The following is a 25,823-nucleotide window of genomic DNA, read 5'->3' on the forward strand; positions in this document are numbered from 1 at the left end:
GCTCGCCGAAATGCTCGCGCCCCCGTCTCAAATGTCAAATCGGCTGACATCGAATCCGGTTGCATGGGAACAGTTATTCTCTTCAACAAACAACAAACCCAAACTGTAAAAGCACCCGGAAACGACAAGATTTGTCTCGATTTAGCTAACTTGCAAAGTAGACTCTAGCTCTTTCGGATACCAAGCTTGACCGTCGAGAGCCATTTGCTCGATCGAACTGGCAAGCCGCAGAGCTTTGAGAGCTTGTTCTCCTCCCACAGAAGGCTGATTTCCACCCCGCACGCAATTAATAAAATGCTCCAATTCTGCGTGGAGCGGTTCAATATTGCTGGTGTAAACTTTCTCGATCAACCCATCTTGACGGTAAAGCACCTGACCGTAATCCGTCACATAATTGGCGGTTGTTTGCCGGTGAATCAAGATTTCGTTGTTGAGAAAATCTGCCTCTGTCAGAGAATTTTTGCAGTGAGCCACGATTGAACGGAGTTTGCGGTGCGTCACCTTACTGGCAGTCAGGGTGGCGACAATGCCGTTAGCAAAGTTCAACGTCGCTGTCACGTAGTCTAAATAACCTGAATCTGATGCCCTGCTGCCGCTGGCCGTCAGCTTCACTACTTGGGAATCTGCCAATTCCAGGAGCAAGTCGATGTCGTGGATCATTAAATCCAAAACTACCGATACGTCGTTAGCCCGCTGGGAATAGGGACTCATCCGGTGAGCTTCCAATGCCAGTAACTCTTCAGTTTTCAGCACTTTGCCGAGTTCCTGAAAAGCTGGATTGAAGCGCTCGATGTGACCCACTTGTAAAATCCGGTGGGCCTCAGCAGCCGCGTTGACCAAAGATTCGGCTTCGGCAATGCTAGCCGCGATCGGCTTTTCAATTAAAACGTGAACACCCGCTTGGAGACAAGACATCCCCACAGGGTGATGCAGGCGAGTTGGAACGGCGACGCAAACTGCATCTACGTGGGCGAGCAAATCTCGGTAGTCTTCAAAGAAGCGAACCCGGTATTTGCTTGCTACATCTATTCCCCGCTCTACATTTATGTCGGCAACACCGACGAGTTCGATATCTTTTAGCAAGCTCAGAACTCGCGTGTGATGCTGGCCCATATTGCCAACCCCAATCACCCCAATGCGGAGGGGTTCAGGTTGACTTCGCTGGCCGAAAACGTTTGCGTATCCCAATGACATCCTATCTAGCACTCCTGGATTCTCCTCCACCACCACAGGAATCAAGCCCCTTGGCTTCCCTCAGCTACTCACAGCCATCCAGATAGTACCACAGTCAAACTATTTGTGAAGAATTTCTAAGTTCAGTTGCGATTATCGCATCGGGCAATTAAGCAGAAGCGAATCATACACAAGGAGAGAATACTGGGGTAAAATATCTGGAAATTGCGTATTGACAAATTTTATTAAGTGTGTATATGTATCGGGACGATCGTCGGCAGCATAGCAACAACAACACAAACCCGTCGGAATATTTGGCGATTACGATCAAACATTTTTCTGGTTTGTGTTCAAAAGTAATAGTGAAAGTCAGAAATTATACAAATACAACAGATGACGCATCCGTATTAGTTCGGTTATTTACATTCCGCAATCTTTGAATTCAAAAAAATTTACTTTAAGAATGGGGATAATTACGGGCGATCGCTCACTACCATAAACTAGACTTACCTAAAGCCTAATAAAAAAAACAATGTGTCAAAAACTAAGACCCAGATTAGGAAGTGCGATCGCTAGCACAATTTTAAGTTTGTTTTCAGCGGTGTCATTAGCAGGAGTAGACAAAGCACAAGCCGCCGTACTCACCTACAATATCAATTTTGACGGTCAAGGTAGCGGTTTTTTAAAGGTGGATAACTCCTTGCTTACAGGAATAGACATTGAAGGAATTTCCGAGGGGACAGTTTCCGAGGGAAGAATGTACGGTTTTACTTTTCCCGAGTTGGGAAGCACAAAAGAATATGATAATTTGGCAGGGGTTCGAGCTGTATTTCGTGAAGGGCAGTTTCTCGGAGTGCAAGCCAGCGGCGGCGACGGTGCGATAAGAGACTATATCAGTCCTCCAGACGAACCAGGAGGGCCTTTTTTCTTGAGGGTTGAGGGCAGGGCATATTGGTCTATCGGAGTTACCTCTGGCTCGTGGAGTAGGGAGGTAGTACACAGACAGGTGAACTATCAATCATATATAGACGATGGATCGATCGTCACCGACAGCTATGTTATATACTCTAGATATATCTCCCCCAATGCCGAGGTTTCTTACACTTTAGTGAATACCGAACCCGAACCTGTTCCCGAACCTCTCACTGCTGGGGGGACAGCTTTAGCATTGGCAGGTTTAAGCTGGTTAAAACACAAGAAAAAAATGGCAGTTTGAAGTGCGATCGCACCTCAACAATTAACCAGTCAGCAGTCACTTTTCAGAAAATATTCTCGTGGCAAAATTTTGCTCTCGATTCGGAGACAGAGCTCTGGCTTTCAAAATCGCAGCTACCAAAAACGCATAGGACAAAACTCCCACCAACGCCAGCAAAAGTACGCTGGCTGCTCCCGACGCATTCCACAAAGCGTGAAGTGCCGAAGCACTGAAATAACCTACGCCCAAAATTTGCCACCGCTTCCTGGGTTTGAGGGCGCTCAAACCGATAAAATATCCCAAATAGCCGCTGTAAGCCATATGTCCGGCGGCGGAACCCAAAATCCGGGGAATTAGCAACTGCAATCCTACTAATTGTCCGGCGTCGGGCCCTGCTTGCAGAGTGACATTTTGGATGACATTGGGAACGTACTGTCCCAGAGTTTCTAACAGTGTAAAGCCGACTGCTGAGGCACTTCCTAACAGAATTCCGTCTAAAGGTTCCCACACGCCGATTCGATCGCGCCACGGATTTTTCAGCCAATTTCCCAGCAACATTGCTCCCAAAACGGGCAGGGCTTTCAGCAATTCTTCCATTAGACCCGCCCCGAAAAACATTCTGGTCAAAAAAGGCAAAAAACTGATTGTTTCGCCTTCGATTGGCAGACGGCCGGGCAAAATTTCTCTAAATACTAATATAAATCCAATTAATAAGGGGCTGATCACAATCAGGACTGTAGCTAAAGCCGAACCAAGCAATACCCACCAAGGCTTGTGTTTGCCACACAGTTGATAGATAAAGTAGTAAGCCGCACCGGCGAGGTAAGCTGACAGCAGCAAGTTGAATGCTGCGGAATTGCCAACGGCGACAAACATCGAAACGACAACAATAACTGTGGCGATACCTGGATATAAGTAAGCTTTTTGGCTTAATTGTTTGCCCGTGGAGGCGATCGGGAATAATTGAGTTAAAGTGAGAGCGTCTTTTTCGATACCAGCAAAATTGCCCGTTTGTGGTGAGCTTAATCCGGGTTGATTTTGGTAAGGGGTGACGGGAGATTCAAATATAAATTCAGGGCCGTCAAGACCGAGACTGATGCGATCGCCTGTTTCTAAAGTTTGGCAGCCAGAGAGCTTTTTTCCGTTGATATAAGTTCCGTTAGCGCTGTTAAGGTCGCAAATTTCCCATCTCGTCAAAGTACCCTGGGTTAGGGGACGGATCATGGCGTGGCGACGGGAAACCATGCCGTGGGCGATCGACTCTAAAGTTATTTGACAATTGCGATCGCGTCCGATAACCAATTCCCCTTCTTCAGAAAGTTGGTACTTGGATACTGGGGTTCCCACAGCGTCTTGGGCTGGCACTTGTCGCAGAAATCCGATTTCATTAGTCATGAGTTATGAGTCATTAGTCATTAGTCATTAGTCATTAATCATGAGCTCGCGAGCTGTTAGCTGATGTTATTTTTGAGCAGTCTTTATTCCACAGTTATTGGTTGTTAGCTGCTGACTAATTACTAATTACTAATTACTAATAACTGCTGACTAATGACTAATGACTAATAACTCTGCTTATAGATTTGCCCTGGCATCCTGAACGGCTGCATAGAAAAATATGCCAGTTAGCGGTACGCTCAGGGCGAGGATGATGCCCGTGACTAAATTGCCAAGCTGAGCTTCTCCCGATGAGAGCTCAAAAATTGAGCCGACTGCCGCGATCGCAGTGATGCACGAAAGAGCTAATAGTAAACCACTTTTCGGAGTTCCTGCCATCATACTGATTTTACTGCCTTTGGCGAAAATTTCTGCTTGACTAATGCTTCATTCAGTGCGAGCTTGTTTTCTACTCTGTCTACAAACAGCACTCCGTTGAGGTGATCCATTTCGTGCTGAATTGCTCTCGACAGTAAGTCTGTTGCTATCAGGGTTTGTGGGCGGCCGTATTCGTCGCGGTAGGAGACTTCAATGACTTCTGGGCGTTTGACTTCTAAATAAACTCCCGGAATGCTCAAACACCCTTCTTGCAAGATGCAGATATCGCCGCTGCTACTTTTGATGGTGGGGTTGATCAAAACCATTGGGGGTGTGGCAGGGTTTTCCGGGTCGCAGTCGAGCACGATTACTTGTTTGTGGACTCCGACTTGGGGGGCGGCCAAACCGATACCATCCGCACTGTACATGGTTTGCAGCATTTCTCGGACTAGCTGCCGAATTTCTGCATCGACGCTTTTGACGCGCTTGGCTGGCTGCCGCAGGACGCGATCGCCTAATGTGTGTATTGTTAGGGGCGGTTTTTCTAACTTTTTCTTTTCAATCAAGACCTGAACCGTCATAGAACCTCGCGGGATGTTTGGAAACCCCCAACGAAAGCTGTTGGGGAATGAAATTGGAACCAATACTATTATTTTCAATATTAATCTAATTTTAACTCCTTGCTGGGAAGTCCCCCGCTATAACTGTACCCAGTTTAGGGGCGGGATGAAAGGCAGGGAGATTGTAGGTACGGAAATCTCCAAATCTTTATTTTTGTAGATATTTTACTGGAATGTGTATAATACAGTAAGGAGGTAATGAGATGCTGCATACTGCCATCAAGGTTCGACTTTATCCAACATTAGAGCAACAAGCTCTACTGTCTCAGCACTTTGGCTGTGCCAGATGGTGGTGGAACTATGGTCTAAATAAGTCAATTGAGACTTATAAAGAAACGGGTAAAAGCCTTGGTCAGTCAGCACTCAATGCCTTTTTACCAAAACTCAAGAAAGCCGAAGAAACACTTTGGTTGTCTGAATGTTACAGCCAAGTTTTGCAAGCAACAACGCTCCACCTCACAACCGCCTATAAAAACTTTTTTGCAGGTCGTGCTAGGTTCCCGCGCTACAAGTCAAAGCATGATAAGCAATCGATTCAGTATCCTCAAAATGTCAAGGTACTTGATGGGTTTGTTCAGTTTCCTGGCAAGGTCGGCAAAGTTAAAGCCAAGTTGCACAGGAACATAGAAGGAAAAATCAAAACCGTTACGGTTAGTTTAAATCCTTCTGGGAAATACTTTGCCTCAATATTGACGGAGAGTGAAGGCGACAATCCGACTGTTTCAACGGTCGGCAAAGTAATTGGAATTGACTTGGGATTGACTCATTTTGCTATTACGAGCAATGGCTGCAAAGTCTCTAAGTATGATCGCCCTAAGCATCTAGCCAAACACGAGAAAAACCTCAAACGCAAGCAACAAAAGCTAGCTAAAAAACAGAAAGGAAGTAATTCAAGGAACCAAGCTAAAAAGACGGTAGCTAAAGTGTACGAACGGGTAACTAAATCCCGTCAGGATTTTCTACATAAGCTTTCGCGAAAGCTCGTCAATGAAAACCAAGTTGTCGTAGTAGAGAATCTTAATGTCAAAGGCATGGTACGCAATCACAATTTAGCTAAAGCCATATCTGATGTGGGATGGGGAATCTTTATCAATTTCCTAGCTTACAAGCTAGAGAAAAAAGGTGGCAAGTTGGTTGAGACTGACCGCTGGTTCCCCAGCTCCAAGCTCTGCTCTAATTGCTATTACCAGATTGATAAGTTACCGCTTGATGTTAGGGAGTGGACTTGTCCTAATTGCGGTACTCGTCATGACCGTGATGGTAACGCCGCAACAAACATTAGAGCGGAAGGCATCAGGATATTACAGACGGATGGAGCAGCCGTTTTTGCTAACGGAGGGGAAGTAAGACCAAAGATGGGACGCAAGTCTGTTCTGAGGCATTCCTCTGTGATGTTAGAAGCCCACACTATAATCGTTTCGATTTAGTGTGGGTAGTTCACGTAGCCATGACTGGAAACGCACCAAACCAACGGCCGATTATTTCTCTGGGACTTTCGCCCGTTTTAGTGGCGGTAGAGCTTTTAGGTGCGATCGCGCTTTTGCTGGCTGTTTTGCTCATCGTCAAGTTTTGGGCGGTTTTGCCCGATCGAATTCCGATTCATTTCGGCTTGGGGGGGCTGGCTGATGCTTGGGGCGACAAGGTAACGATTTGGATCGTGCCGGCTGTGGCTGCCATTATTTTTGCGGTTTTAACTGCAATATCGCGCTATCCGCATACTTTTAATTATCCGGTACGGATTACTTCTGAGAACGCTCACCGCCAATATCTGTTGGCGCGAGGCCTTTTGGTTTGGCTGAAGGCGGAGATTTGCTGGCTGTTGGCGTTTGTGGTGCGGCAGCAAATTCTTGTCGCTTTGGGCAATGCTCAAAGGTTTAGTATCGAGTTACTTTTAGGGTTAGTTGTTTTGATTTTTTCGACGGTAGGCGTGTATTTGCTCAAGGCTTATTCTGCTCGCTAGATGTAGGGCAAAACACTTGTATTTACCCAAAAACCATGTTGTTTTGTCATTTTTTTACCGATATTAATAATATCTCTTATATCAAAAACAAAGAAAATTACTTGGTAATGAGGAATTTATTACTCAATTTTTTATCAAAATTTTAGTCCTAAATACAAACATTTTTGATTGTGGCTAATTGACCGAAAGCATCCAGGATACAAGCCCCCGGATTCATCCGTGGAGAAATAAAAAACCTGTAGCCGATAAACTTCCCTCCCCGAATTTATCCGTAGGTAAATACTTCAATTCTAAAATTTAAAATTTAAAATTTAAAATCTAAAATCGATACTTCAATACTTCAATACTTCAATACTTCAATACTTCAATCCTTCAATTCTAAAATCTAAAATCTAAAATCTAAAATCGATTGACTGGACATGATAGGAATCACAGGTGAGAGGTTTGTGCTACGGTAAACGCATCTCAACTAACCCATCAGATATGTTTGCTGATTGTTCATCGGCAATACTCGCAACTGTCGATTTTTCAAATCTGGTTCTAACCCTAGTTCTTCCATTGGAATCACGCCCAACAAAACAGCAGAAACGCCTTCGGGCAATTCTCAACAATCAAATCTGCCTTCTCTCCCCTCTACAATAATTTGAACTCCTGCAAAAATTCGACTTTTTGTGATGCCAGCCGATGTTTCTACATCTCTTTCTCCTACGAGTCTTAAACCTAGTTGGCTAATAATGGGAGCGGGCAAGGAAAGCAGAGTTGCTCCAGTATCGACAACAACGTTATCGAGGGTAACAGAGCGAACTTCCTCAGCAAAAATAAATCCCCGTTCAGCCATAACTAGATCGATGCGATTCGTGACGGCGATTGTTGTAACAACTTGACCCCTTTGTTTTTCTTGCAGATTAGGCAGCACCAGTGTCATATTATGTTACCTGTTTGAGTGTAATTAGTGGAGATTTATATTGTAATATTATCTAGAATCCTGCTTGGTTAGTTAAAATCGTTTTAGTGACCGGCTAAAATTAGAATTTGCCTCAACGCATGACACCAGAAAACAACTCTTCTCAACCCAATCGCCCTGAGTCTAACGTGACTGTAGAAAGTCAGAACGGTGCGAGCCCTACTGTGCCACCAGAATCAGGGACAATCGTCGTTACTGCTGAACCGGAAAAACCGGTGCCGCCGCCTCCTACTCGCAAGGTTTTTTTGTCGCAGCAGCCGGAACAAACGACTACTGAGAAGTCGGGGTCAGTGCTGACGCTGGGGTTGATCGCAGCGATGATTTTTGGGCTCGCCAATGACAACATTTGGCTGGGCTTAATTGGCGCCGTCGGTGCGATCGGCATATCGCTGCGGCTAATGTGGCCGAGTTGGGGCAAAATCTGGGTACAGGTAATTCCGCCAACTTGGCGCACGCTGATCGTCGCTTGCTTTGGTCTTTTAGCTGGGATTGTTGGCTTGCTGATGCTCAGCGGTAGTAATACTGAACCGGGAAGCCGCAACATCCAAATCAACTGGGACGCCATCGGCGCTCTCGGCGAGTTGATCGGCGCTTTGGGCCAAATTTTGATCGCAATTTTGGGCGTTTATGTGGCTTGGCGGCAGTACGTGATCTCGAAAGATTTGACTATTCAGCAAAATCGAATTACGCAGCAGCAAACGATCGATGCTTATTTTCAAGGGGTTTCCGACTTAGCCCTTGACGAACAAGGGTTTTTGGAAGACTGGCCGCAGGAAAGGGCGATCGCAGAAGGCCGCACCGCTGCGATTATGAGCAGTGTAGATGCTGAAGGTAAAGCTAAAATTCTGCGGTTTTTGTCGCAGTCGAGATTGGTTACTCCGCTGAAGCGCGATCGGCTTTTAGGCCGCCCCATCCTTGACGGCGACGGCGGCTACGCTGAAGATAGAGATCACGGTATCCGCGTTATCGATCTCAATGTCATGTTAGCGGGTGCTGACCTGGCTGGCACCGATTTGCGGTGGACGGATTTGAGCGAAGCCAACCTCGTCCGCGCCAATCTCAGCAAGTGCGATTTAGTGAAAGCCAACCTCTCGCGCGCTGTCTTGTACGACGCCAATCTCGCTCGCGCTGACATGAGAGCCGCCGCATTATTCTACGGCTCGGCACAAACTGCATCCCCCCGCAGCCGTACCGAATTTCCCAACTATCAAACAGGCGAACATACTGGCGCTGTAGTGGAACGTGTTGATTTCACCGGTGTCAAGCGGCTGTCGGAGGATCAGCGCTATTACTGCTGCGCTTGGTGCGGCTCGAAGTCGAGAGAGACTATTCCCGGCGGCTGCGAAGGGATTCCCAATAAACTCGGACGTTAAAATTAGCTGTACGGCTGTACTTACGTATATATTTGGCGATCGCTCGGCAGCGGACTACACTTTAATTTTAAATCTACAGTCTTTCGCTGTTTTAGCAATGACAAATACTGATTTAGGGTTAGAAGTAATTCCGCGCTTGGAGCGATCCAAAAGCCGGGAATAATTCATTTTTGTCGCTGCTATATGCTTCCTGATGGGACGGTAAATGGCACATATAAATCGCTAATTTAGGCTACAGCTATGCAGATGATGGGCATCAGCATTCTGGGGCTTTTTATCCGCTGTTTCCTTTGCTTATGCGCGGCTTCACGACTTTTGGAATGCAAGTAAAATTAGCAGGGATACTCATTAATAGTTGGGCATTTTTGCTTGCATTATTGGTGGTTGCAAGCTGTTAGTAAAGTTGCTCTGATTTGGGCGGTAGCTATTTGTTGTGGTATGGGCGAAAAAGGCTGAGCATTACAGTCGTCTATTTCGGCTTTTGCTCTTTAGCGCTACTGCTCAACTCCAGTGTTATGCAATCGCTTCATCGCTACGCTTACGGCATTGTATCGCTCTCCATCGGACTCGGTTTAGTGTTGAGTAGTCACCCTCGTTGGGGATATGCTGTTATGACAGTATTGGCTACATTCCTGCTGTACATGGCTGTTAAATTTACTGCGTGTAGGTAGCTTAAGATAGTTTTCCATATTTTTTGCACAAACTTAATTTACTCTATTTCCCAAGCTGCCTGAAAAAAGTCTCTTTCGCATAGCATAGCGTAGCGATAGGTTGCTTCTACTTCCGGCGTAGCTTCGGCGTAGCGATCGACCAAACTTTCCAGCCGTTTTGCTAAAATCTCAAAATCCGAGCTGCTATAGGTCGAAATCCAGTCGCTAAAGGCGTGTTCCGGTATATTAGGTTTAGCTAGCTGCTGTCCCAAAAAAGCATACAACCGCAAGCAAGGAGTCATGGCGGCTACTGTCAAACCTACACCACTCCCCCAGGCTGTCGCTAATAAAAAATCTGTGTAGCGGCGGGTAGCGATTCCCGGTTTTGCCTCTTGCAAGTTTACACCCCATTTGGCTGCATATCCTTGATGCAAACGAAGTTCTTCTAAAACGCCACTACCGAGATTGTGGAGAATTTCAAACCCCTCCCAGTCGGGTGCTTTTGCCGCAGCGATACTATAAGCGCGAGCGAAGGCTCCCAGAAAAAATGCGTCTTGTGCAACGTAATATGCAAAACTATTTTGGGGGAGGCTGCCGTCAGCAATGCCTCTGACAAAGGGATGTTGCAGACAAGCTTCGCTTAAGTCTTGATTTGCTTGCCAAAGATAATTGGAATTTGTCATGCAATTTTGAATCGATGGGTTATGATTGTAATTTTTATAGTCTGACTAAACATCTATGATAACAGATGTTTGAGCTGGGCGTGTGTCATTCTTATGGTATCTTTTATTTTTCGTATTTAAGAAAATAGATAAGTTTTGGTATGCGGCTATTTTGGGGGCTGCTGTTGTCTGGCTCAAAGAGCGAAATTACGTGCCGAACCTCTCTTGTGAAGCAGCCCGCGTGTTTGGGTAAAAAGAAACTTTTGATTTAACGGTTGAAAAGCCGATTTTTAAACAGAAACTGCAATGAACGATACACCTAAGTATTCCTTGGTAATTCCTATCTATAACGAAGAAGAAAATCTCGCGGAATTGTATCGGCGAATTAGTGCCGTGATGGATCGAATGGACGGCCCAGTAGAATTAATTTTAATCAATGATGGCAGTCGCGATCGCTCTCTCGAACTTTTGCGAGAATTGCACGAAAAAGACGCGCGAATTTGTTACCTCAGTTTGGCCCGCAATTTCGGTCATCAAATAGCTGTAACTGCTGGTTTAAACTTTTCTAGCGGTCAAGTCGTAGTCATCATGGACGGCGATTTACAAGACCCGCCAGAGCTAATTATAGATATGGTAGAACGGTGGCAGCAGGGCTATCAAGTTGTTTACGCTCAACGCACTCAACGCCGTCAAGAAGGTTGGTTTAAGCGGTTGCCGGCTTATATGTATTATCGCATTTTGCGCCATCTTGCTGATGTTGATATTCCGATAGATACCGGAGATTTTTGTTTGATGGATAGGTGCGTGGTGGATGTACTCAACGCCATGCCAGAACGCAATCGTTACATTCGGGGACTGCGGGCTTGGATTGGTTTTAAACAAACGGCGGTTAAGTTTGAACGCGATCCGCGTTTTGCTGGCGAGGTTAAGTATACCTTCAGAAAATCTTTAAGTTTGGCGATGAATGGTTTAGTATCTTTTTCAAAAGTTCCCCTCAGACTTTCGATTTATATGGGGTTATTTGCTGCATTTATATCTGTGTTAATGGCTTTTTTAATTTTGTATTGGCGGCTTTTTTATCCAAGTTCTGCCTTAACGGGTTTGACAATTGTGATGATGGCTGTTTTCTTTTTGGGTGCGGTGCAGTTGGTGAGTATTGGGATTTTGGGTCAGTATATAGGGCGTATTTATGAGGAGGTGAAGGGCCGCCCGCTTTATACGCTGGCAGAAGTTGCTGGTTTTGGCGATCGACACCGATCGCCAAAATAATTTTAGCAAACATCGGTTAACTCATCGTGCCTAAATTATCTAATTTATGAGATAATTTAAGCAGGGTAAGAGCATCTCAATCAAGCTTGACAAAAGGAGTTGAGAACAGTCATCATATAATCATTATTCATAGCAGCCTGTTTGATTTTTTGACGAAGACTACGCTGCAATGTTTTCTCCTGATTAAGAGCGTTAAGTGCCATCCGTCTCAAGATGGTCAAATTACTCTTGACTATAACCTTAACGAATCCGACATTGATCCTCATGGAACGTGACATCTAAAGTGCAATGAACTTGGTTTTCAATAGTCCAATGTTGACGAATGGCACGACCAAGAAGTTGAGCATCCGCAGGCAGAGAAGTTAGATAAAATTGGACTTCATGAGTCGTTTTGTTCCAAAGATGGCGGATTCTTTCAATAATGACGATGGTTTGCAGTCCCGACCACTGGTCTTGTTGATAAAGACCACCGAAAGCCTCTAAAGGAACAGCCAAAACATAACGTTTTTCAGTGCTATTTTGTCCCTTTTCAATCTGTTGGTTATAACTAACTTTAATGCCTTCAAAGTTATTAGCTCTTCTGGTATCAAACCCTTCTTTAACCTGAGAATGTAAAGTGGGGTGATTAGCTTTAAGAGATACAATATAATCAGCTTTTTTGTGGCGAATTTGTTTCACAATCTCGGTTTGAGTTCCCATCGCATCAATGTTAACGTCAGCCCCGGTCAGGTCTAATAACTCTAAGGATCGCGAATTAAATAACTTACAATTTTAATTGTTATTGTGGGATGGGCGTCCCGCCCGTCCACTCATGACGGGCGGGACGCCCATCCCACAAACTTGTGGAAGTTATTTAATTCTCATTCCTAAGAGTGCCGGAATTGCCGTAATCTCGTTGGAATGATCCTCAACTTTAACTTGCCCTAAAACTAAACGCTGTTCACTTGCCCAAGCCGTGACCAAATGCAAAGCTTTTACGCCTTGATTACGGTTGACGCACCCTACTGGCCTCGTTAGTGGTTTAAATACTCCACAGCTTACCATTGGGTAATTCGAGAAATTCCTCTAACCATTACTGTTTAGCGATGCCATAATTTTCCATGTCTTCCCAACCTTCGGCACCGCCAATGACTGCTAAAATAGAGATTACTAAAATATCTTTTAATGAGTGTTTTTGGGTTCTTTGAACTCTGGGGTCCGGGATTTCTGCTACATAATTCAATAAATTGGCTTGGATGTCGCCCAGATGTGTTAAATGTCGTTTTTCTGCTCTTTTGGCTTGAGATTTTACAGCGAGTTTCAATATAGGTGCAAAACCCTTTGTCATTGTCTTTGACTCCGTTTCAACTTGATTGACTTTGTTAAGATTCAAACTTGATTATAGGTTTGAGTTCGGTGCACAGATATAGCTCCTATTGGCGGCTTTTTGTCAAGTACAATTTATACCAAATTAGATGAGCTTACCCTGCTTTTATCGATAATTGAGAGACTCTCTTCTGACGCACGCTAGGGCCCTACGACTGACATACCCTACGACTAATTTCTAATTGCTAGTTTTAATTTTTTTCAGGGGATAGCTATCTGCAGGCGAAGCCGACCATTCCCACATTGAACCTGCATAATTCTTAGCATTAAACCCCACATTTGTCAAGACACAAGTCAACCATGCGGAGCGAATTCCCCCGGAGCAATAACTCACAATTTGAGTTGATTGCGAAACTCCTTTTTGCTGCAAAATAGCGACAATTTCCCCACGATCCAGCAGTTTTCCTTGTCGATCCATTAACTGTTTGTAATAGAGGTGAACCGCACCGGGAATGTGGCCGCCCCGCTTTTCTCCGTAAGGCGTTTTACCTGCATATTCTCGCGGCTCTCTGGCGTCAATAATGACTAAATTCTCATCTCCTAAAATAGCTTTCAATTCATCCCGCTGAATTTCCCAATTCGAGAGGCGAGATATTACCAAATCTCCTGTTTTTGGTGGATTGTTTGCTGCTTTTAATCGATTAATTCCAGCTTTGATTAAAGCTCGATATCCTCCATCGACAAAAACTGCTTTTTCGTGTCCCAAACTCCGCAACATCCAAACAATTCGCCCGTCTTCGCCCCACCCTTTCACCGCATCGGCAACGACTATGACAGGTTTGTCTTGACAAATACCAATTGCTTGCAGTTTTTGAGTTAAAACTGTGTTATTTTCGATAATTTTTCCCTTGTGGGGAAAGTCCGATCGCGAAAATTCCTGCCAAGTTACGGGAATAGCTGGTGGGAGACGGCAAAACCACTTTAAAATAGGTGCGCGAGCATCTAGTAAAGTAGCTTCTTGTTCCAGTAATTGCTTAGCTAAAGCTGCATTTACTATCCAGTTATTTGGTAAATTACCCAGTAAATTAGACATAATTTATTGAGTAACTTTGGCTGTATTAGCACCGCAGGCTAAAACCCCTTTGGTATTAGTTGGATTAGCTGGTTTAGTCTTGCCAGGAGCAGCATTTATACACAAGATTGTTTGGGTCTTGTTTGCCACCAAAAACACTCCCCCCACAACACTTTTGAGATTAGCTTGCTTCGATACTCCGTAGTTAAATACAGCACCTTTTTTCACCATGCCGATCGAGTAGGTGTAATTGGCTGAGTTAGGTTTAAATTGGAGACCGAGATAAACCAATAGATTGGAAACTGAACTGGTAAAGCCTGCTTTTTCTGCATAGTAAACTTGCTGGGCTTTATTCATCGAACCCACAAAGTTTTTCGCTTGTAATTCCTTAGCTTTAAGCGTTTGTGAAACTTGAGCTTCGGAGACTGGACTGAAAACAACTGGCAGAGTTAGAGCTGCGATCGCAACTTTGAGCTGCCAGTTGCGGCTGCTATAAATCCTGCTTAATTTCACAGATACCCGGTGGAATGAGCAGTTGAGAAACATATAATTAAACTAATTGTTTTGCCTGAAACTGTTTCAACGCCCCAGGAGCAACCGTACCGTGTTCTGTGATTATTCCCGATATTAACTCCGCCGGAGTTACGTCAAAAGCGGGATTGTAAAATTCAACTCCCACAGGACAAATTCGCGTAGTTCCAACTTGATACATTTCAACTGGATCGCGTTCTTCAATGGGGATTTGGCTGCCGTCGGAAAGTTCAAAATCAATTGTGGACAGAGGCGCGGCAACAAAGAAAGGAACGTTGTGAGCTTTGGCAACAATTGCTAAACTGTAAGTGCCAATTTTATTGGCGGCGTCGCCGTTAGCAGCAATTCTGTCTGCACCGACAACTACTGCGTGAATCATTCCGACTTTCATGCAGTGGGCGGCCATATTGTCAGCTATTAATGTGACAGGAATTCCTTCTTGCACGCATTCCCAAGTGGTCAGTTTTGCACCTTGGAGACGGGGCCGAGTTTCGTCTGCAAAAACTCTTCCAAGTCTTCCTTCTCGCCAAGCAGAACGAAATACACCTAAAGCAGTTCCGTAGCCGGCTGTTGCTAATGCACCTGCATTGCAGTGAGTTAGTAAGTTCAATTTTTCGGGTGTAGCTGGCAGAACTTCTAAACCTTTGTCGCCGATATCTTTACAAGTTTGCAAGTCTTCTGCTTGAATGGTTTTGGCCATTTCTAACAAACTTTTTTGGATTTGTTCGACGGAACCGCTAGTTTGATTTGCTGTTTTGAGCATTCGCGATATTGCCCAAAACAAATTAACTGCTGTGGGACGAGTGGAACCCAATAACTCCCCAACTTGTTCTAGTTTAGTTAAAAACTCGGTACGATCGCCCGTTTCGATTTCTCGCGCCCCCAAATACATCCCGTAGGCTGCTGCAACCCCGATCGCCGGAGCACCTCGGACTATCATAGTTTTAATCGCCTCAGCCATATCTTCGTAGCGGCTAATTTCGACTACACCGTATTCTTTCGGGAGTCGGTTTTGGTCAATTAGCAGAACTCGGTCTTCCATCCAAGTGACGGGGGAAACAGGGGAGTTTTGAGGGGTCATCTATTTCAATTATGTGAGGGACAAGTTTCTATGATGCCATGAAGGCGACTATTCCCGCCACTTCGATCGACAAAACCCGCCTAATTAAGCGGGTTTTGTAGTTTTCCTAAATAGTTTCACTCTTGGGCAACGATCAAACAATCACTCTCCACTTTAGACAGCATATCTGGAAACGCTGAGGTGTAATTGCCATCTTTGTCTACAACCCTGCGAAGTATATATCCATTGTCAGCAGGTCTGCCGAAAAACGAGTTTGTGCGATGCCAGATATCTCCATTCGGAGTGTTTGGATCTCGATCGATCAAAAAATCTACAAGCCACTGCGGCACAGAGAATCCAAACACTATCGGCGTAATGTGCCCGTGCTGCAAAGTTGCATCCGAGAATCGGAACAAGTAGCTGAAGCGAGAAAATTTGACTAAATAAATTAACATCCGTCCCGCCATTGATGAATGAAATGTCCAGATAACAGGGTCAATCGATTTTAGATTTTAGATTTTAGATTTTAGATTGAGCCCACGGATAAATGCGAGGGCTTGAGGATTTTTGATTTTCGATTTTGGATTGATTCCACGGATAAATCACGTGGCGGGTACCACATGAAGAAATTCCTGGTCAAAAACGCGCAGCAATAACGTCCGTTCGTCAGCATTCCAGTCTGAACTGTACATCGTCAAACAATCGTCTGGTAAAACATTCCCGTCCATAAAAAAGATACCTTGCAGCACTTCAGGTAACTCCGCTGGATGTTCTACTTTCATCCAATTCGCGATGTCTTTTAGTTGCTTGTGTTTGATTAACATGGTATTATTTATCCTCAAATTAGTTGTGTTTTGGTTTCCTATTGGATACCCCCTTGATTTCTGAGTTTATCGCTCGATAGTTTATGTGGCGTGCGGTTTCAACTCACATCTTGCACCATTCTCAATAAGGCTTTTATGTGCGGGCAGGATGCCCACCCCACAAGCAATTAATTCTTTGTGGAACAGGCCGGAAAGCCTGTTCTTGACAATGGTGCAATATCTCAGTCTCAACCGCTGTCTGATGCGAGCTTTTGGATTAATTACCGCCGCAAATTCGGCTCTGAGGCTCGTCGCACTTTGCCTACCGTACTCACGACATCCACCAGCATCTTGAGTGCGATGTCTTTACCGGGGCAAATCCGTCCCGCACTCCGATCGCCCACGGAATGAAAACCCATATGAAAAGGGCACAGATTCTCCCGCTTAGCGTTGAATTCGTATACCGTAGAGCCCCAGAAACCCTCGTCTAGCAGCCCCAAACTGAGCGGTATCAGTACCTTGGTTCCGGCGGGGAAGGTGCGCTCTTTGCCCGCTACCGTTGCGGTGAAGGGCTCTGTCGCGACTCGGTGCGTGGCGCTGACGGGAGCCCAGAGGCGGGCGCATTCGAGGAGGAAAAGCTCGATCGACTGGCGATCGTCCAAATCGAGCTGATCCCAAAAATCAGTCGGGTTAATTTTGGCCGTCTGCTGTCCTTTATAGGCGGGGAGAGGGCGGTATCCCATTGCCGTGTAGCCTAGGTGCAGGGGGCCTTGCAGTCCCGCTATGCCCATAATTGATGTCATCAGCTTTGCTAATTCCCGCTTAGTCATGCCGTTGTTTTCCGAGCTCTCCTCGAAGTTGGCTAAAGCTGGCGAATTTTCATAGATAGTCGCTGCACGCTCGATTAGAGTGGACAAATCCCCGTGTCCAAACAGGTTCAGGCTTTGCAGCAGGTTCCCGATGACGGCGAAGTAGTGCAGCGGGCTTTGGCGGGTGTAATGCAATTCGGTGAGAAGTTCGATCGACTCTGAATCGTCTGGATTAATCCCAAAGATGACGTAGTGCAGGTATCGGACTAAAAATCCCATCCAACCGCGCTTGACATGGGTAAAAAACGCTCCCCCCGCACCGTGCGACATCTCGGCATAATCTGCGGCTAGCCGATCGAGTAACCGTCGGGCGATTTCGTCTCCTTGGCGATCCGTTGTAGCACTGTTGAAGAGATATTTCTGCATACAGCTTCGGAATGCTGCGTGGTTGCTGCTAGCATCAGTTTCACGATCGGACAAAGACAGCAGGAAAAGGTTTCTGCCGCCGACATCTTGGTTGGGGGCGCTATCGGGATCGAGTACAGAAGTACCCAGCCGCCATCCGCGCGCCTGGGGCGATGTGAGTGCTTTTTCCAGCGTTGCAAACTCTCCCATCACGACTTGCCCCGCGCAGCAAAAGTTGGCTCCGAAAGCCAGCCGTTTTAGTGGCAAATAGGTGGGTTCGTTGGCAATCAAACCCTCAATCAGGGCGATCGGCGGTAGCATCGTTTTGCTGAGACTTTCTTCCGGGTTTTGCAAAGCCCAAACCTGAAACTCGTTCAGGGCCGGGTTCATCAGCGATGAGAAAATAGTATCTAAATTTAGGTTCATCATAATTCCTCCGAGAATCCTTCGCCCTAACGCGCTTTGCAGTTAGCAGCAAGAGGGTATTGAGCGACAATTGAGCGGGATTCAATACCCCCAAAATTACCAAAATCAGTACGTATAGCTCTAGCCATGTTTATTTGCGAACGCAGTGGCAATATAGATATAGTTGTACTGAATATATCTGCGCCCAAGTCTAGCCTTGTCCCGGAGATTGAGTGGAATTTTTAACAATTTCTGGTAAGTATATCTACTTTCTGCCTCTCAAGCTTCTCAAGTATTAGCCCCAATCTCTGAGAGTCGCACCTAACCGTAGATATTTACAAGAACTCGCCCCTACAAAATACTATGGTTTTGTTTGTGCTGATATATTTAGATATAGCGATTCTAAATGAATTGTGTAATTTTTGTAGGGGCAAACCCCCCGTGGTTGCCCCGATCCGTGGGGGGTAGGCACGGGGAGTAGGGGTAGCACTACCCCTACATATTTGTACAACTGATGCGAGGATTGCTATCTAATATTTTAGACTGCTGTATGCTTCTGAATTTAATTGAATAAAATCAGAGAATTAATTACTGAGTATTATTAAATACTAGAGCTAAAAATCCCCAATCCCCAATCCCCAATCCTTGAATTATTCAATTTTTCAATCAATTGAAGTTCCCAATCCCCAATCCCCAATTCTTCAATTCTTTAATCTAAAATCCCAAATCTAAAATCTAAAATCTAAAATCTAAAATCTAAAATCTAAAATCAATTGACGCCCGCTAAAGTTTCCCAGCAGTACAAAAGCACTGTACAGGAAACCCGCAGGCGTCAAAATCAAGCAAACTTAAATCTTAGAAAAGACCCAGTGTGAAAGATTTGTCGATCGGGAAAATAGCACCAATACCCAACCACAGAGTTACCGCAGTTCCCAACAGGAAAACAGTAGTAGCAACAGGGCGGCGGAACGGATTTTGGAACTTGTTAACATTCTCGATGAACGGAATCAAAATCAAGCCCACGGGAACACCGGCCATGCAAGCAATACCCAACAATTTGTTAGGCAAAACGCGCAGGAGTTGGAACACAGGCCACAAATACCATTCCGGCAGAATTTCCAGCGGAGTAGCAAAAGGATTAGCAGCTTCCCCAACCAAAGCCGGGTCTAGTACAGCCAAACCCACGCACAGAGAAATCGTTCCCATGATGACTATAGGGAAAACGTAGAGCAAGTCATTAGGCCAAGCTGGTTCGCCGTAATAGTTGTGACCCATGCCCTTAGCGAGCTTAGCGCGGAGGGCGGGATCGCTCAAATCTGGTTTTTTGATAATAGACATAGTGAGAGTGTTCTCCTTTTAGTTTTACCCGGGCCTGGGATTCCGCTGTATTCGTTAGTCTGAATCAGCGGCGCGATCGCAGGAAGTATTGACCGTAAATAAATATGATGAGTGATGAATTCTGAATTTTCAACTCAAAATGCAGCGGGGGGCAAAAAAAGTACCGCCCCCACAACTCAAAACTTACAACGGGCCAGAGATACCTTGCTTGCGAATCATCAAGAAGTGAGCCAGCATGAACACTACAATCAGCCAAGGCAACACAAAAGTGTGCAAGCTGTAGTAGCGAGTCAAAGTGCCTTGACCGACGCTGACACCGCCGCGCAGCAGTTCAACCATCAAAGAACCGACAAACGGGATAGCTTCGGGGACGCCGGAAACGATTTTAACTGCCCAGTAACCGATTTGATCCCAAGGCAGTGAATAGCCGGTTACGCCGAAAGAAACAGTGATGACTGCCAAGATTACTCCTGTCACCCAGGTTAATTCGCGGGGCTTTTTGAAGCCGCCTGTCAGATAAACCCGGAAGATGTGCAAAATCATCATCAGCACCATCATGCTGGCAGACCAGCGGTGGATGGAGCGGATCAGCCAGCCGAAGTTGACTTCAGTCATCAGGTATTGCACTGAAGAAAAAGCTTCTGCTACCGTGGGACGGTAATAGAAAGTCATGGCGAAGCCGGTGGCAAACTGGATCAGAAAGCAAACTAAAGTAATTCCGCCCAAGCAGTAGAAAATATTGACGTGCGGGGGTACATACTTTGTAGTGATGTCATCGGCGAGCGCCTGAATTTCCAGGCGTTCCTCAAACCACTGGTAGGTTTTAGAGTCGGTGATTTGTTTAGAAAACATGGAGCCAGAATTCCTAAAAGAATATTGCTGTGGTTGAGGTTCAGGGCAGCAGCCACAAGGTTTTTTGTCGCCCCGCGCCGAGCAGCTTGCTTTTACTAGCAAATGCCTGAGGCTATTTTTTAAATTTGGAGCTGACGAAAGGAAATCTCTTGTGCGATCGCCTGCAAGCCCTGGGAAACTAAGCGGTGGCTTGTCCCTACTCGCTGGCGTTGCCCGATCGAATTCCAGACTGTGATAAAAAATGTAACATAATTGCCGTGCAATTTTCACGCGGGCGATCGCTTTTTGGGCACTTAAAAGGCTTTTTTCGGAATCTCAACATCCGCCCAAGCTGCTATGGGGGGAAGGCTGAGCTACAGAAAGCAGTCCGAGCCGGAAATCGGTTTGCCGGGAGAGCCCAAATTTCATCTCGATCGCAAAACTTTACCTTTTGGCCCCAAACGCCCTCACGGTCGATCGAGTAGCCCGATCCGGTTCGATCGTACAATCGAATCTTGTTTTGCAGTCAGGACTGCAGTCCTTTCTAACAAAATCTGCTGGCTGCAACCTGCGTATTTCCGTAAAAAAAGTCGGTGATTGGCCCCATCCGCAAAGTTTGATCACAATTGAAAAGAAAGCAAACTTTCCAGAAAAACTGGCAGTATTGGCGAGAAAGGAGTGGGAAGTGGCGGTATCGGAAAGGGAATTTCCGGCAGAGACGGGAAGGATGGAAAGTCTCGCGATGGCGGTGTAAAACCTGTCGAAACGATCGCGCAATCGGATAGACTCACATCTGTAACATTTTTAACGTCGGCGATTAAATCCGATCCGACCAATATCCGAGTTCCCCGTGTGATACCGTCATCATAAGATTCAAATCGGTAAGAGAAGAAGCGAGGGCCGTCACGATCTTGTACGAAGCCAACAACTTGAATTTTGTCACCTTCGACCCGGTTAAAATCCTCAATAACGGCATAGGCATTATCACCGCTATAGAAAAGGTAAGGACGGGCATTTGACGAACCGAGAACAAAGATGTCAGCATCACTTTGCCCGATCAAATAATCGATTTGTGCTACTGTTGAGGAAAAGCCGTAACCCGATATGATGTCATTACCCGGCCCGCCAATCAGGGTATCGCTGCCTTGATTTCCCTCAAGCAAATCGTCTCCTGTATTGGCGTTAATGTAGTCATTATCTAAGTCACCTATTACAGTGTCGTTCCCACTTTCTCCAAACAGGCGATCGTTACCTTTGCCGCCCGTTAAAAAGTCGTTGTTGCTGCCACCAAACAAGCGATCGTCTCCATCTCCTCCGATCGCCGTATCATTGCCTTGACCGCCGTTAAGACAGTCATTGCCAGCCCCTCCCAAGATACTGTCGTTATTGTCTTCCCCTCTGATTAAATCCGCGCCTTCGCCACCCTCAAGAAGATCGTTCCCGGCACCTCCTTCAAGTTTGTCATTGCCTTCGCCACCGCTGAGACTGTCGTTACCAGAGTAGGCCAAAAGGCGATCGTTACCGACTCCACCTGCGAGACTATCATTTCCTACTCCGCCATCTAAAGTGTCATTACCACCCAAACCAAATAGAGTATCATTGCCTCCCAGCCCGCACAGCGAATCATCGCCAATTCCACCGGATAGCAAATTATCGAAATTGTCACCGCATATAACTACCATAAAATTGTCCTCCTGAAAACTATTTCACAATTACAGTCACTCAATTTTAGATTTTGGATTTTAGATTTTGGATTGTTCCCCTCCCTGCAATTTTAAATTTTAAATTTTGAATTTGGTAATGACTTTAGTCCTGATATCAAATCTGTTAGCATCGGATTTATTCCTATCTCTCTTTTATTCATCTGCGTTAATCAGCGTCAATCCCTTGTCCGGGGCGGTTAATACATTCTCTTTTTTTAACCGCAGATTAGGGCAGATAAACACAGATTAACGCAGATGAATTAGAGCGATTCAGGTTGCATCATCCGTGATTGTTGAACAAATATTAGGGACACACAATTTGCCTGTTCCTAATATTTTAACTGAAATCATTGATGCTAATTTGGTTAGCTGTCACGCCATTGAGCGCAGCTAAAATTTCCCCGGTTGCTGTCAAGCTGATTAAGGTTGCACTGTTGCTGGGAATAATAGAAAGTTGCGAGACGGTTAAATTTTCGGCAAGTACGAAGAAGTCGATGCCTGGTTCAAAATCAAAAATGATATCGCTGCCAGAATTGGCTGAAATTAAGAAGCGATCGCTCCCATTTCCTCCTATCAAACTGTCATCGCCGTTTTCACCGCTGAGAAAATCAGATCCGTTACCGCCCAGCAGAATATCGCTAGCTTGACCGCCGTAAAGACTGTCATTGCCTTCCCCTCCACTCAAGCTATCTTGACCGCGATTTCCAAATAGGATATCTTCCCCATTATTGCCGAACAAATTATCGCTTTCTTTGCCGCCGTAAACAGTGTCATTGCCGTCGCCACCGTCGAGGGAATCGTTGCCTTGATTGCCGTGTATCCAGTCGTTGCCGCCAACACCGCTGAGAGTATCATTGCCGCGTTTGCCGGCGATTGTATCGCTGCCGCTGTCGCCGGAGAGGTTATCGTCGCCGTCAGTTCCGGTGAGATTGGAGTTAGCTGCGATCGCATCTATTTCTCCTTCAATCACCGCAACGGCAGGTGTATCGGGCAATGTGGTTTGTTGAATTTTGGTATCTAAGGCAGTACCAGTATTTTCGGCAATAACTTGGGCGATCGATTTCGTACCTGTACCGACTGCTTTTAAGTCTTTAGAGGTTTCACCTAGGGCTACTTTTTGCACGCGGGCAACTTCTCGGTTAACTGAAGCTGTTGCAGTGTTGGATACAACTTGGTCAACGCGCTGATTTGCTGCGGCCATTACCTTAGCTGCATCCGGGGCAATTTGCAACAATTGCTGAGTGTTTAAATCCGAGTCAAATTGTTGGGCTGCTGTGGCGGCGCGATCGACAATTGTTGCTAACTGGTTGGGATCGCTGAGATTGAGAGTTGTCCCCGATTGAATTTGTTGAACGATCGCACTTACAACTGCTTTTACGCTGTCGGTATTGTCCAGAATCGACCCACCGTCTATTAAAGCAGCAGTTTGGGTAATGACGTTTTGTACCTTGACCATTGCAGTCAAAGTTTCTACCCCACCCGCGATCGCATTTTCGGTAGCTGCGATCGGATCTAAACCCGTTATGTCAACATTAGCGGGAATCGAAAGAGAAGATTTGACGAGAGATTCGGCGCGATCGCTGTCAATTCCTTTGTCAATTAAATCCGCTACTAAACTGGTTAACAAGGTGACAACAGTAGCGTAAGGCGGGGCCGTGACAGGGGTTTCCAAAGGCAAACCAGTTGCCGTATCAATGCCACCGAAAGCAACAATATTGCCTTCCTCTGGATCGAGTTCGCCATTTTGATTTTTGTCGAAAATGGTGGAGTCGAGATCGAGATCGAATTCGCCGTTATCGCCAGTAGTGGCAGAAGGTTCGCTAGCATCGAGGACACCGTTTTTGTTGGCATCGAAAAAGACCGTAGCACCAGCAATATAACCGTCAATCACAAAACCGCCGAGGCCACCACTCTTGAACCGAATTACCTCGCTAACACTCGCGCCAGATTCATCAGTTCCAGTTAATTTCAGCCAATAATTGAACGTTCTTGGGCGAGTCGGGCCTAAATTAATCGTGCGAGTTGCCGAATTAAAAGTTAGCCAGGAAGGCAAAGGAATTTCCGGGAAAGTTGAACCGGCAATTGGTTGGCGGTAGGAACCGCCATTGCGATCGGTTCTCCAGGTAAATGCAGATGAACTTAAAGCGCTAGAATTTGCCAGGGCGATCGAATAATTAATGCTGTCGCCCGGATCGGGGTCAGTATAGGTATTGGCCGCTAAATTAAAAGCATTACCGCTTTGAGAAAAACCTAGCGCTGCACTTTGCGAAAACAGAGAACGATTGACAACTGGCGGGTTGTTGCCGACAATACCTTGAGCCAAAGCCAGCATATCAACGCGCTTGAAGTTTAAGCCGGTATTGATCACGTTATCGTCTTCGTCGTCGCCGTCATTAATCGTGACACCAGTAGACAGCAAGAAATTCACAAACTCAGTTGGGGTTAGTCGGCGGCCCAAATCTCGCTGCGCTAACTGTTGCGCTAGCACTGCTATTCCAGCAACATGAGGTGCAGCTTGACTGGTACCGGAATAGCTAGTCAAAGGGGTGTTAGGGCCAGCACCCGTAATCAAAGTACCGGGAGCAAAAACGGTTGTTAAAGTGGAGTGGCGCTGAGAATATGGTGTAATGCGATCGGCATCGGTGGTATAGGCGATCGCGCCACCGCCGTGTGTCCGATAACCCCGGTTCGCATCGTACACCGCACCAATTGAGAGTGAGTTAGCATCGGCTGCGGGGTAGGCAACGCCCTGAACGCTGTTATAACCCAATGGCCCGAAAGCATTACCTGATGCGGAAACAACAATTACATTCCGTGCTGCTAACTCTGCTAGTTCATCGCTAATGCCCCTCGTTTGGGGGGTGTTGTAATTGCCGTTATCACCGAGTGACATATTCACACTGGCGATATTGTACGCCGCTGCATTTTCTACCACCCACTGCAAAGCTTGTTCTATATTCGCGAAAGTGCCGCTGCCCGTATCATCCAAAACTTTGAGATGAATGATGTTAGCACGGGGTGCCATCCCTGTGTGGACTCCATTTTGGGAAGTAGCAATACTAGAGACGTTTGAACCGTGTCCGTCAACGTCGTCAGCTTCGTCATCGCCATAGGCGTAATCGTAATTGTAGACAATGCGATCGGCAATGCCGTCTGAATCACTATCAGAACCAAAGAATGGGTCGTCTAGATCGATGCCAGTATCCAAAATTACTGTTGCAAAACCATTGCCGTCTATTCCGGCAAAACGCGGTGCTGCGCGGAAATCATCGATGTTAATCAGCGGGGCAGATATGTCAGTGGCGGGGGCGAATGTTCCGTCTATAACTGATATCAACTCTCCAGCTTTGTAAACTCGGTCATCTGAACCTGTAGTGGTGATGCCTGGAAGACGGGGTTTAGCAGAGAGATCGAGATTGTAAGGAGTTTCTCCACCGTTGGCTAAGGAGACTCGGACGTAATAAGTACCGTGTTCTAAAGTGCGGTTAATTGACTCGGATGCGGTGCCCAAATTGTTGGAAGTGGCGATCGTATTTCCGCCACTGTCGAGCAACTCAACTTTAGCATCTGCATTCAGTCCGCCCAGCGACAAGTTGAAGTCATTCCTAGCACCTAAACTGAATTTGTAGTAATCATCAATCTTGCTGCTGCTGATAGCATCCTTATAGCTTCCGGTACTGGAACCTACAGTGATTTTTCTGACTAAATTATCAGCAGGTATCGCCGGCGGCATGATGATTTGCACTGGTGTTGGTGTCGGCGGCAAAACTGTAAGCGTTGGTGTTGGTGTCGGCGGAAAAACTGTAGGCGTTGGTGTTGGTGTCGGTGTAATTGGCGATGTTGGTGTTGGTGTTGGTGTCGGTGTAATTGGCGATGTTGGTGTTGGTGTAATTGGTGGTGTTGGCGTCGGTGTTGGCGTCGGTGTAATTGTTGGCGTTGGTGT

24 protein-coding genes and 3 pseudogenes are annotated in these 25,823 nt (G+C 46.0%); 8 read left to right on the top strand and 19 right to left on the bottom strand.

The features are described 5' to 3' along the window. Positions 1 to 141: 141 nt before the first annotated feature. Entirely contained in the window at positions 142 to 1,194 is a 1,053-nt protein-coding gene (locus QT984_RS07685) for a Gfo/Idh/MocA family oxidoreductase (RefSeq protein WP_333057462.1), read from the bottom strand. Positions 1,195 to 1,705: 511 nt separating this feature from the next. Between QT984_RS07685 and QT984_RS07690 the strand changes: the two genes are divergently transcribed. Then, positions 1,706 to 2,389 (top strand): PEP-CTERM sorting domain-containing protein, encoded by a 684-nt coding sequence (locus tag QT984_RS07690; protein ID WP_333211481.1) that lies wholly within the window; start codon positions 1,706 to 1,708, stop codon positions 2,387 to 2,389. A gap of 36 nt (positions 2,390 to 2,425) precedes the next feature. Here QT984_RS07690 and QT984_RS07695 read toward each other — a convergent pair whose 3' ends face one another. The 3 genes from QT984_RS07695 to def form a co-directional block, all read right to left on the bottom strand. Next, positions 2,426 to 3,763: a PrsW family glutamic-type intramembrane protease gene (locus QT984_RS07695; RefSeq protein ID WP_333234155.1), complete on the bottom strand. Its 1,338-nt coding sequence runs from the start codon at positions 3,761 to 3,763 to the stop codon at positions 2,426 to 2,428. 177 nt (positions 3,764 to 3,940) lie between these two features. Then, positions 3,941 to 4,141 (bottom strand): hypothetical protein, encoded by a 201-nt coding sequence (locus QT984_RS07700; protein WP_199292547.1) that lies wholly within the window; start codon positions 4,139 to 4,141, stop codon positions 3,941 to 3,943. Continuing rightward, on the bottom strand, positions 4,141 to 4,701 hold the full coding sequence (def, locus tag QT984_RS07705) for a peptide deformylase (protein WP_333057458.1): 561 nt from the start codon (positions 4,699 to 4,701) through the stop codon (positions 4,141 to 4,143). Before def ends, QT984_RS07700 begins: the two co-directional genes overlap by 1 nt. A 242-nt stretch (positions 4,702 to 4,943) precedes the next feature. Between def and QT984_RS07710 the strand changes: the two genes are divergently transcribed. Together QT984_RS07710 and QT984_RS07715 are read left to right on the top strand one after the other, a co-directional pair. Then, entirely contained in the window at positions 4,944 to 6,167 is a 1,224-nt protein-coding gene (locus QT984_RS07710) for an RNA-guided endonuclease TnpB family protein (RefSeq protein WP_333057457.1), read from the top strand. A 20-nt stretch (positions 6,168 to 6,187) separates the two neighbouring features. After that, a complete protein-coding gene (locus QT984_RS07715) occupies positions 6,188 to 6,700 on the top strand; it encodes a DUF1648 domain-containing protein (protein ID WP_333057456.1) in 513 nt (170 codons plus the stop codon). A 469-nt stretch (positions 6,701 to 7,169) separates the two neighbouring features. Here QT984_RS07715 and QT984_RS07720 read toward each other — a convergent pair. After that, positions 7,170 to 7,625: pseudogene (locus tag QT984_RS07720) on the bottom strand (aspartyl protease). A gap of 119 nt (positions 7,626 to 7,744) precedes the next feature. On the opposite strand from QT984_RS07720, the gene QT984_RS07725 reads away from it, so the two are divergent. Then, positions 7,745 to 9,037 (top strand): pentapeptide repeat-containing protein, encoded by a 1,293-nt coding sequence (locus tag QT984_RS07725; protein ID WP_333057454.1) that lies wholly within the window; start codon positions 7,745 to 7,747, stop codon positions 9,035 to 9,037. Positions 9,038 to 9,552: 515 nt separating this feature from the next. After that, a complete protein-coding gene (locus tag QT984_RS07730) occupies positions 9,553 to 9,708 on the top strand; it encodes a hypothetical protein (RefSeq protein ID WP_333318583.1) in 156 nt (51 codons plus the stop codon). Between the two features lie 38 nt (positions 9,709 to 9,746). Here the strand turns inward: QT984_RS07730 and QT984_RS07735 are convergent, their stop codons facing one another. Continuing rightward, on the bottom strand, positions 9,747 to 10,370 hold the full coding sequence (locus tag QT984_RS07735) for a TenA family protein (RefSeq protein WP_333058642.1): 624 nt from the start codon (positions 10,368 to 10,370) through the stop codon (positions 9,747 to 9,749). Positions 10,371 to 10,452: 82 nt separating this feature from the next. Here QT984_RS07735 and QT984_RS07740 point away from each other — a divergent pair, with 82 nt between their 5' ends. Both QT984_RS07740 and QT984_RS07745 read left to right on the top strand, forming a co-directional pair. After that, complete coding sequence (locus tag QT984_RS07740) at positions 10,453 to 10,602, top strand: hypothetical protein (RefSeq protein ID WP_333240769.1); 150 nt, start codon at positions 10,453 to 10,455, stop codon at positions 10,600 to 10,602. Positions 10,603 to 10,655: 53 nt separating this feature from the next. Then, positions 10,656 to 11,618, top strand: a complete 963-nt coding sequence (locus QT984_RS07745) for a glycosyltransferase family 2 protein (protein ID WP_333058643.1) — start codon at positions 10,656 to 10,658, stop codon at positions 11,616 to 11,618. A gap of 80 nt (positions 11,619 to 11,698) precedes the next feature. Here QT984_RS07745 and QT984_RS07750 read toward each other — a convergent pair. The 10 genes and pseudogenes from QT984_RS07750 to petB all read right to left on the bottom strand — a co-directional run. After that, positions 11,699 to 12,362 (bottom strand): annotated as a pseudogene (locus tag QT984_RS07750) (ISAs1 family transposase); the annotation flags it as partial. Between the two features lie 126 nt (positions 12,363 to 12,488). Next, a pseudogene (locus QT984_RS07755) lies at positions 12,489 to 12,945 on the bottom strand (transposase family protein); the annotation flags it as partial. 216 nt (positions 12,946 to 13,161) lie between these two features. After that, positions 13,162 to 14,016 carry a rhodanese-like domain-containing protein gene (locus tag QT984_RS07760; protein WP_333051814.1) on the bottom strand — a complete coding sequence of 285 codons (855 nt, stop codon included), beginning with the start codon at positions 14,014 to 14,016 and terminating at the stop codon, positions 13,162 to 13,164. Between the two features lie 3 nt (positions 14,017 to 14,019). Then, a complete protein-coding gene (locus QT984_RS07765) occupies positions 14,020 to 14,508 on the bottom strand; it encodes a type IV pilin-like G/H family protein (RefSeq protein ID WP_333051811.1) in 489 nt (162 codons plus the stop codon). Between the two features lie 37 nt (positions 14,509 to 14,545). Beyond that, positions 14,546 to 15,607: an S-methyl-5-thioribose-1-phosphate isomerase gene (gene mtnA, locus QT984_RS07770; protein ID WP_333231236.1), complete on the bottom strand. Its 1,062-nt coding sequence runs from the start codon at positions 15,605 to 15,607 to the stop codon at positions 14,546 to 14,548. Positions 15,608 to 15,723: 116 nt separating this feature from the next. Continuing rightward, complete coding sequence (locus tag QT984_RS07775) at positions 15,724 to 16,041, bottom strand: hypothetical protein (protein WP_333051805.1); 318 nt, start codon at positions 16,039 to 16,041, stop codon at positions 15,724 to 15,726. 147 nt (positions 16,042 to 16,188) lie between these two features. Beyond that, positions 16,189 to 16,410, bottom strand: a complete 222-nt coding sequence (locus tag QT984_RS07780) for a hypothetical protein (protein WP_333051803.1) — start codon at positions 16,408 to 16,410, stop codon at positions 16,189 to 16,191. 260 nt (positions 16,411 to 16,670) lie between these two features. Further along, entirely contained in the window at positions 16,671 to 18,032 is a 1,362-nt protein-coding gene (locus QT984_RS07785; RefSeq protein ID WP_333051800.1) for a cytochrome 450, read from the bottom strand. Between the two features lie 831 nt (positions 18,033 to 18,863). Further along, positions 18,864 to 19,346 (bottom strand): cytochrome b6-f complex subunit IV, encoded by a 483-nt coding sequence (petD, locus tag QT984_RS07790; protein WP_333051797.1) that lies wholly within the window; start codon positions 19,344 to 19,346, stop codon positions 18,864 to 18,866. 183 nt (positions 19,347 to 19,529) lie between these two features. Further along, positions 19,530 to 20,198, bottom strand: a complete 669-nt coding sequence (gene petB, locus QT984_RS07795; protein ID WP_015174799.1) for a cytochrome b6 — start codon at positions 20,196 to 20,198, stop codon at positions 19,530 to 19,532. 336 nt (positions 20,199 to 20,534) lie between these two features. Here petB and QT984_RS07800 point away from each other — a divergent pair, with 336 nt between their 5' ends. After that, positions 20,535 to 20,774 carry a hypothetical protein gene (locus tag QT984_RS07800; RefSeq protein ID WP_333209843.1) on the top strand — a complete coding sequence of 80 codons (240 nt, stop codon included), beginning with the start codon at positions 20,535 to 20,537 and terminating at the stop codon, positions 20,772 to 20,774. A 23-nt stretch (positions 20,775 to 20,797) separates the two neighbouring features. Here the strand turns inward: QT984_RS07800 and QT984_RS07805 are convergent, their stop codons facing one another. The 3 genes from QT984_RS07805 to QT984_RS07815 all read right to left on the bottom strand — a co-directional run. After that, positions 20,798 to 21,859, bottom strand: a complete 1,062-nt coding sequence (locus QT984_RS07805) for a calcium-binding protein (RefSeq protein WP_333051794.1) — start codon at positions 21,857 to 21,859, stop codon at positions 20,798 to 20,800. 358 nt (positions 21,860 to 22,217) lie between these two features. Beyond that, on the bottom strand, positions 22,218 to 25,613 hold the full coding sequence (locus tag QT984_RS07810; protein ID WP_333373708.1) for a S8 family serine peptidase: 3,396 nt from the start codon (positions 25,611 to 25,613) through the stop codon (positions 22,218 to 22,220). Next, positions 25,591 to 25,823 (bottom strand): hypothetical protein (locus tag QT984_RS07815; RefSeq protein WP_333373711.1); only part of this gene is annotated, 233 nt, incomplete at its 5' end. The genes QT984_RS07810 and QT984_RS07815, both read right to left, overlap by 23 nt.

It is taken from the genome of Microcoleus sp. Z1_B2, assembly GCF_036700325.1.
GTDB lineage: Bacteria > Cyanobacteriota > Cyanobacteriia > Cyanobacteriales > Microcoleaceae > Microcoleus.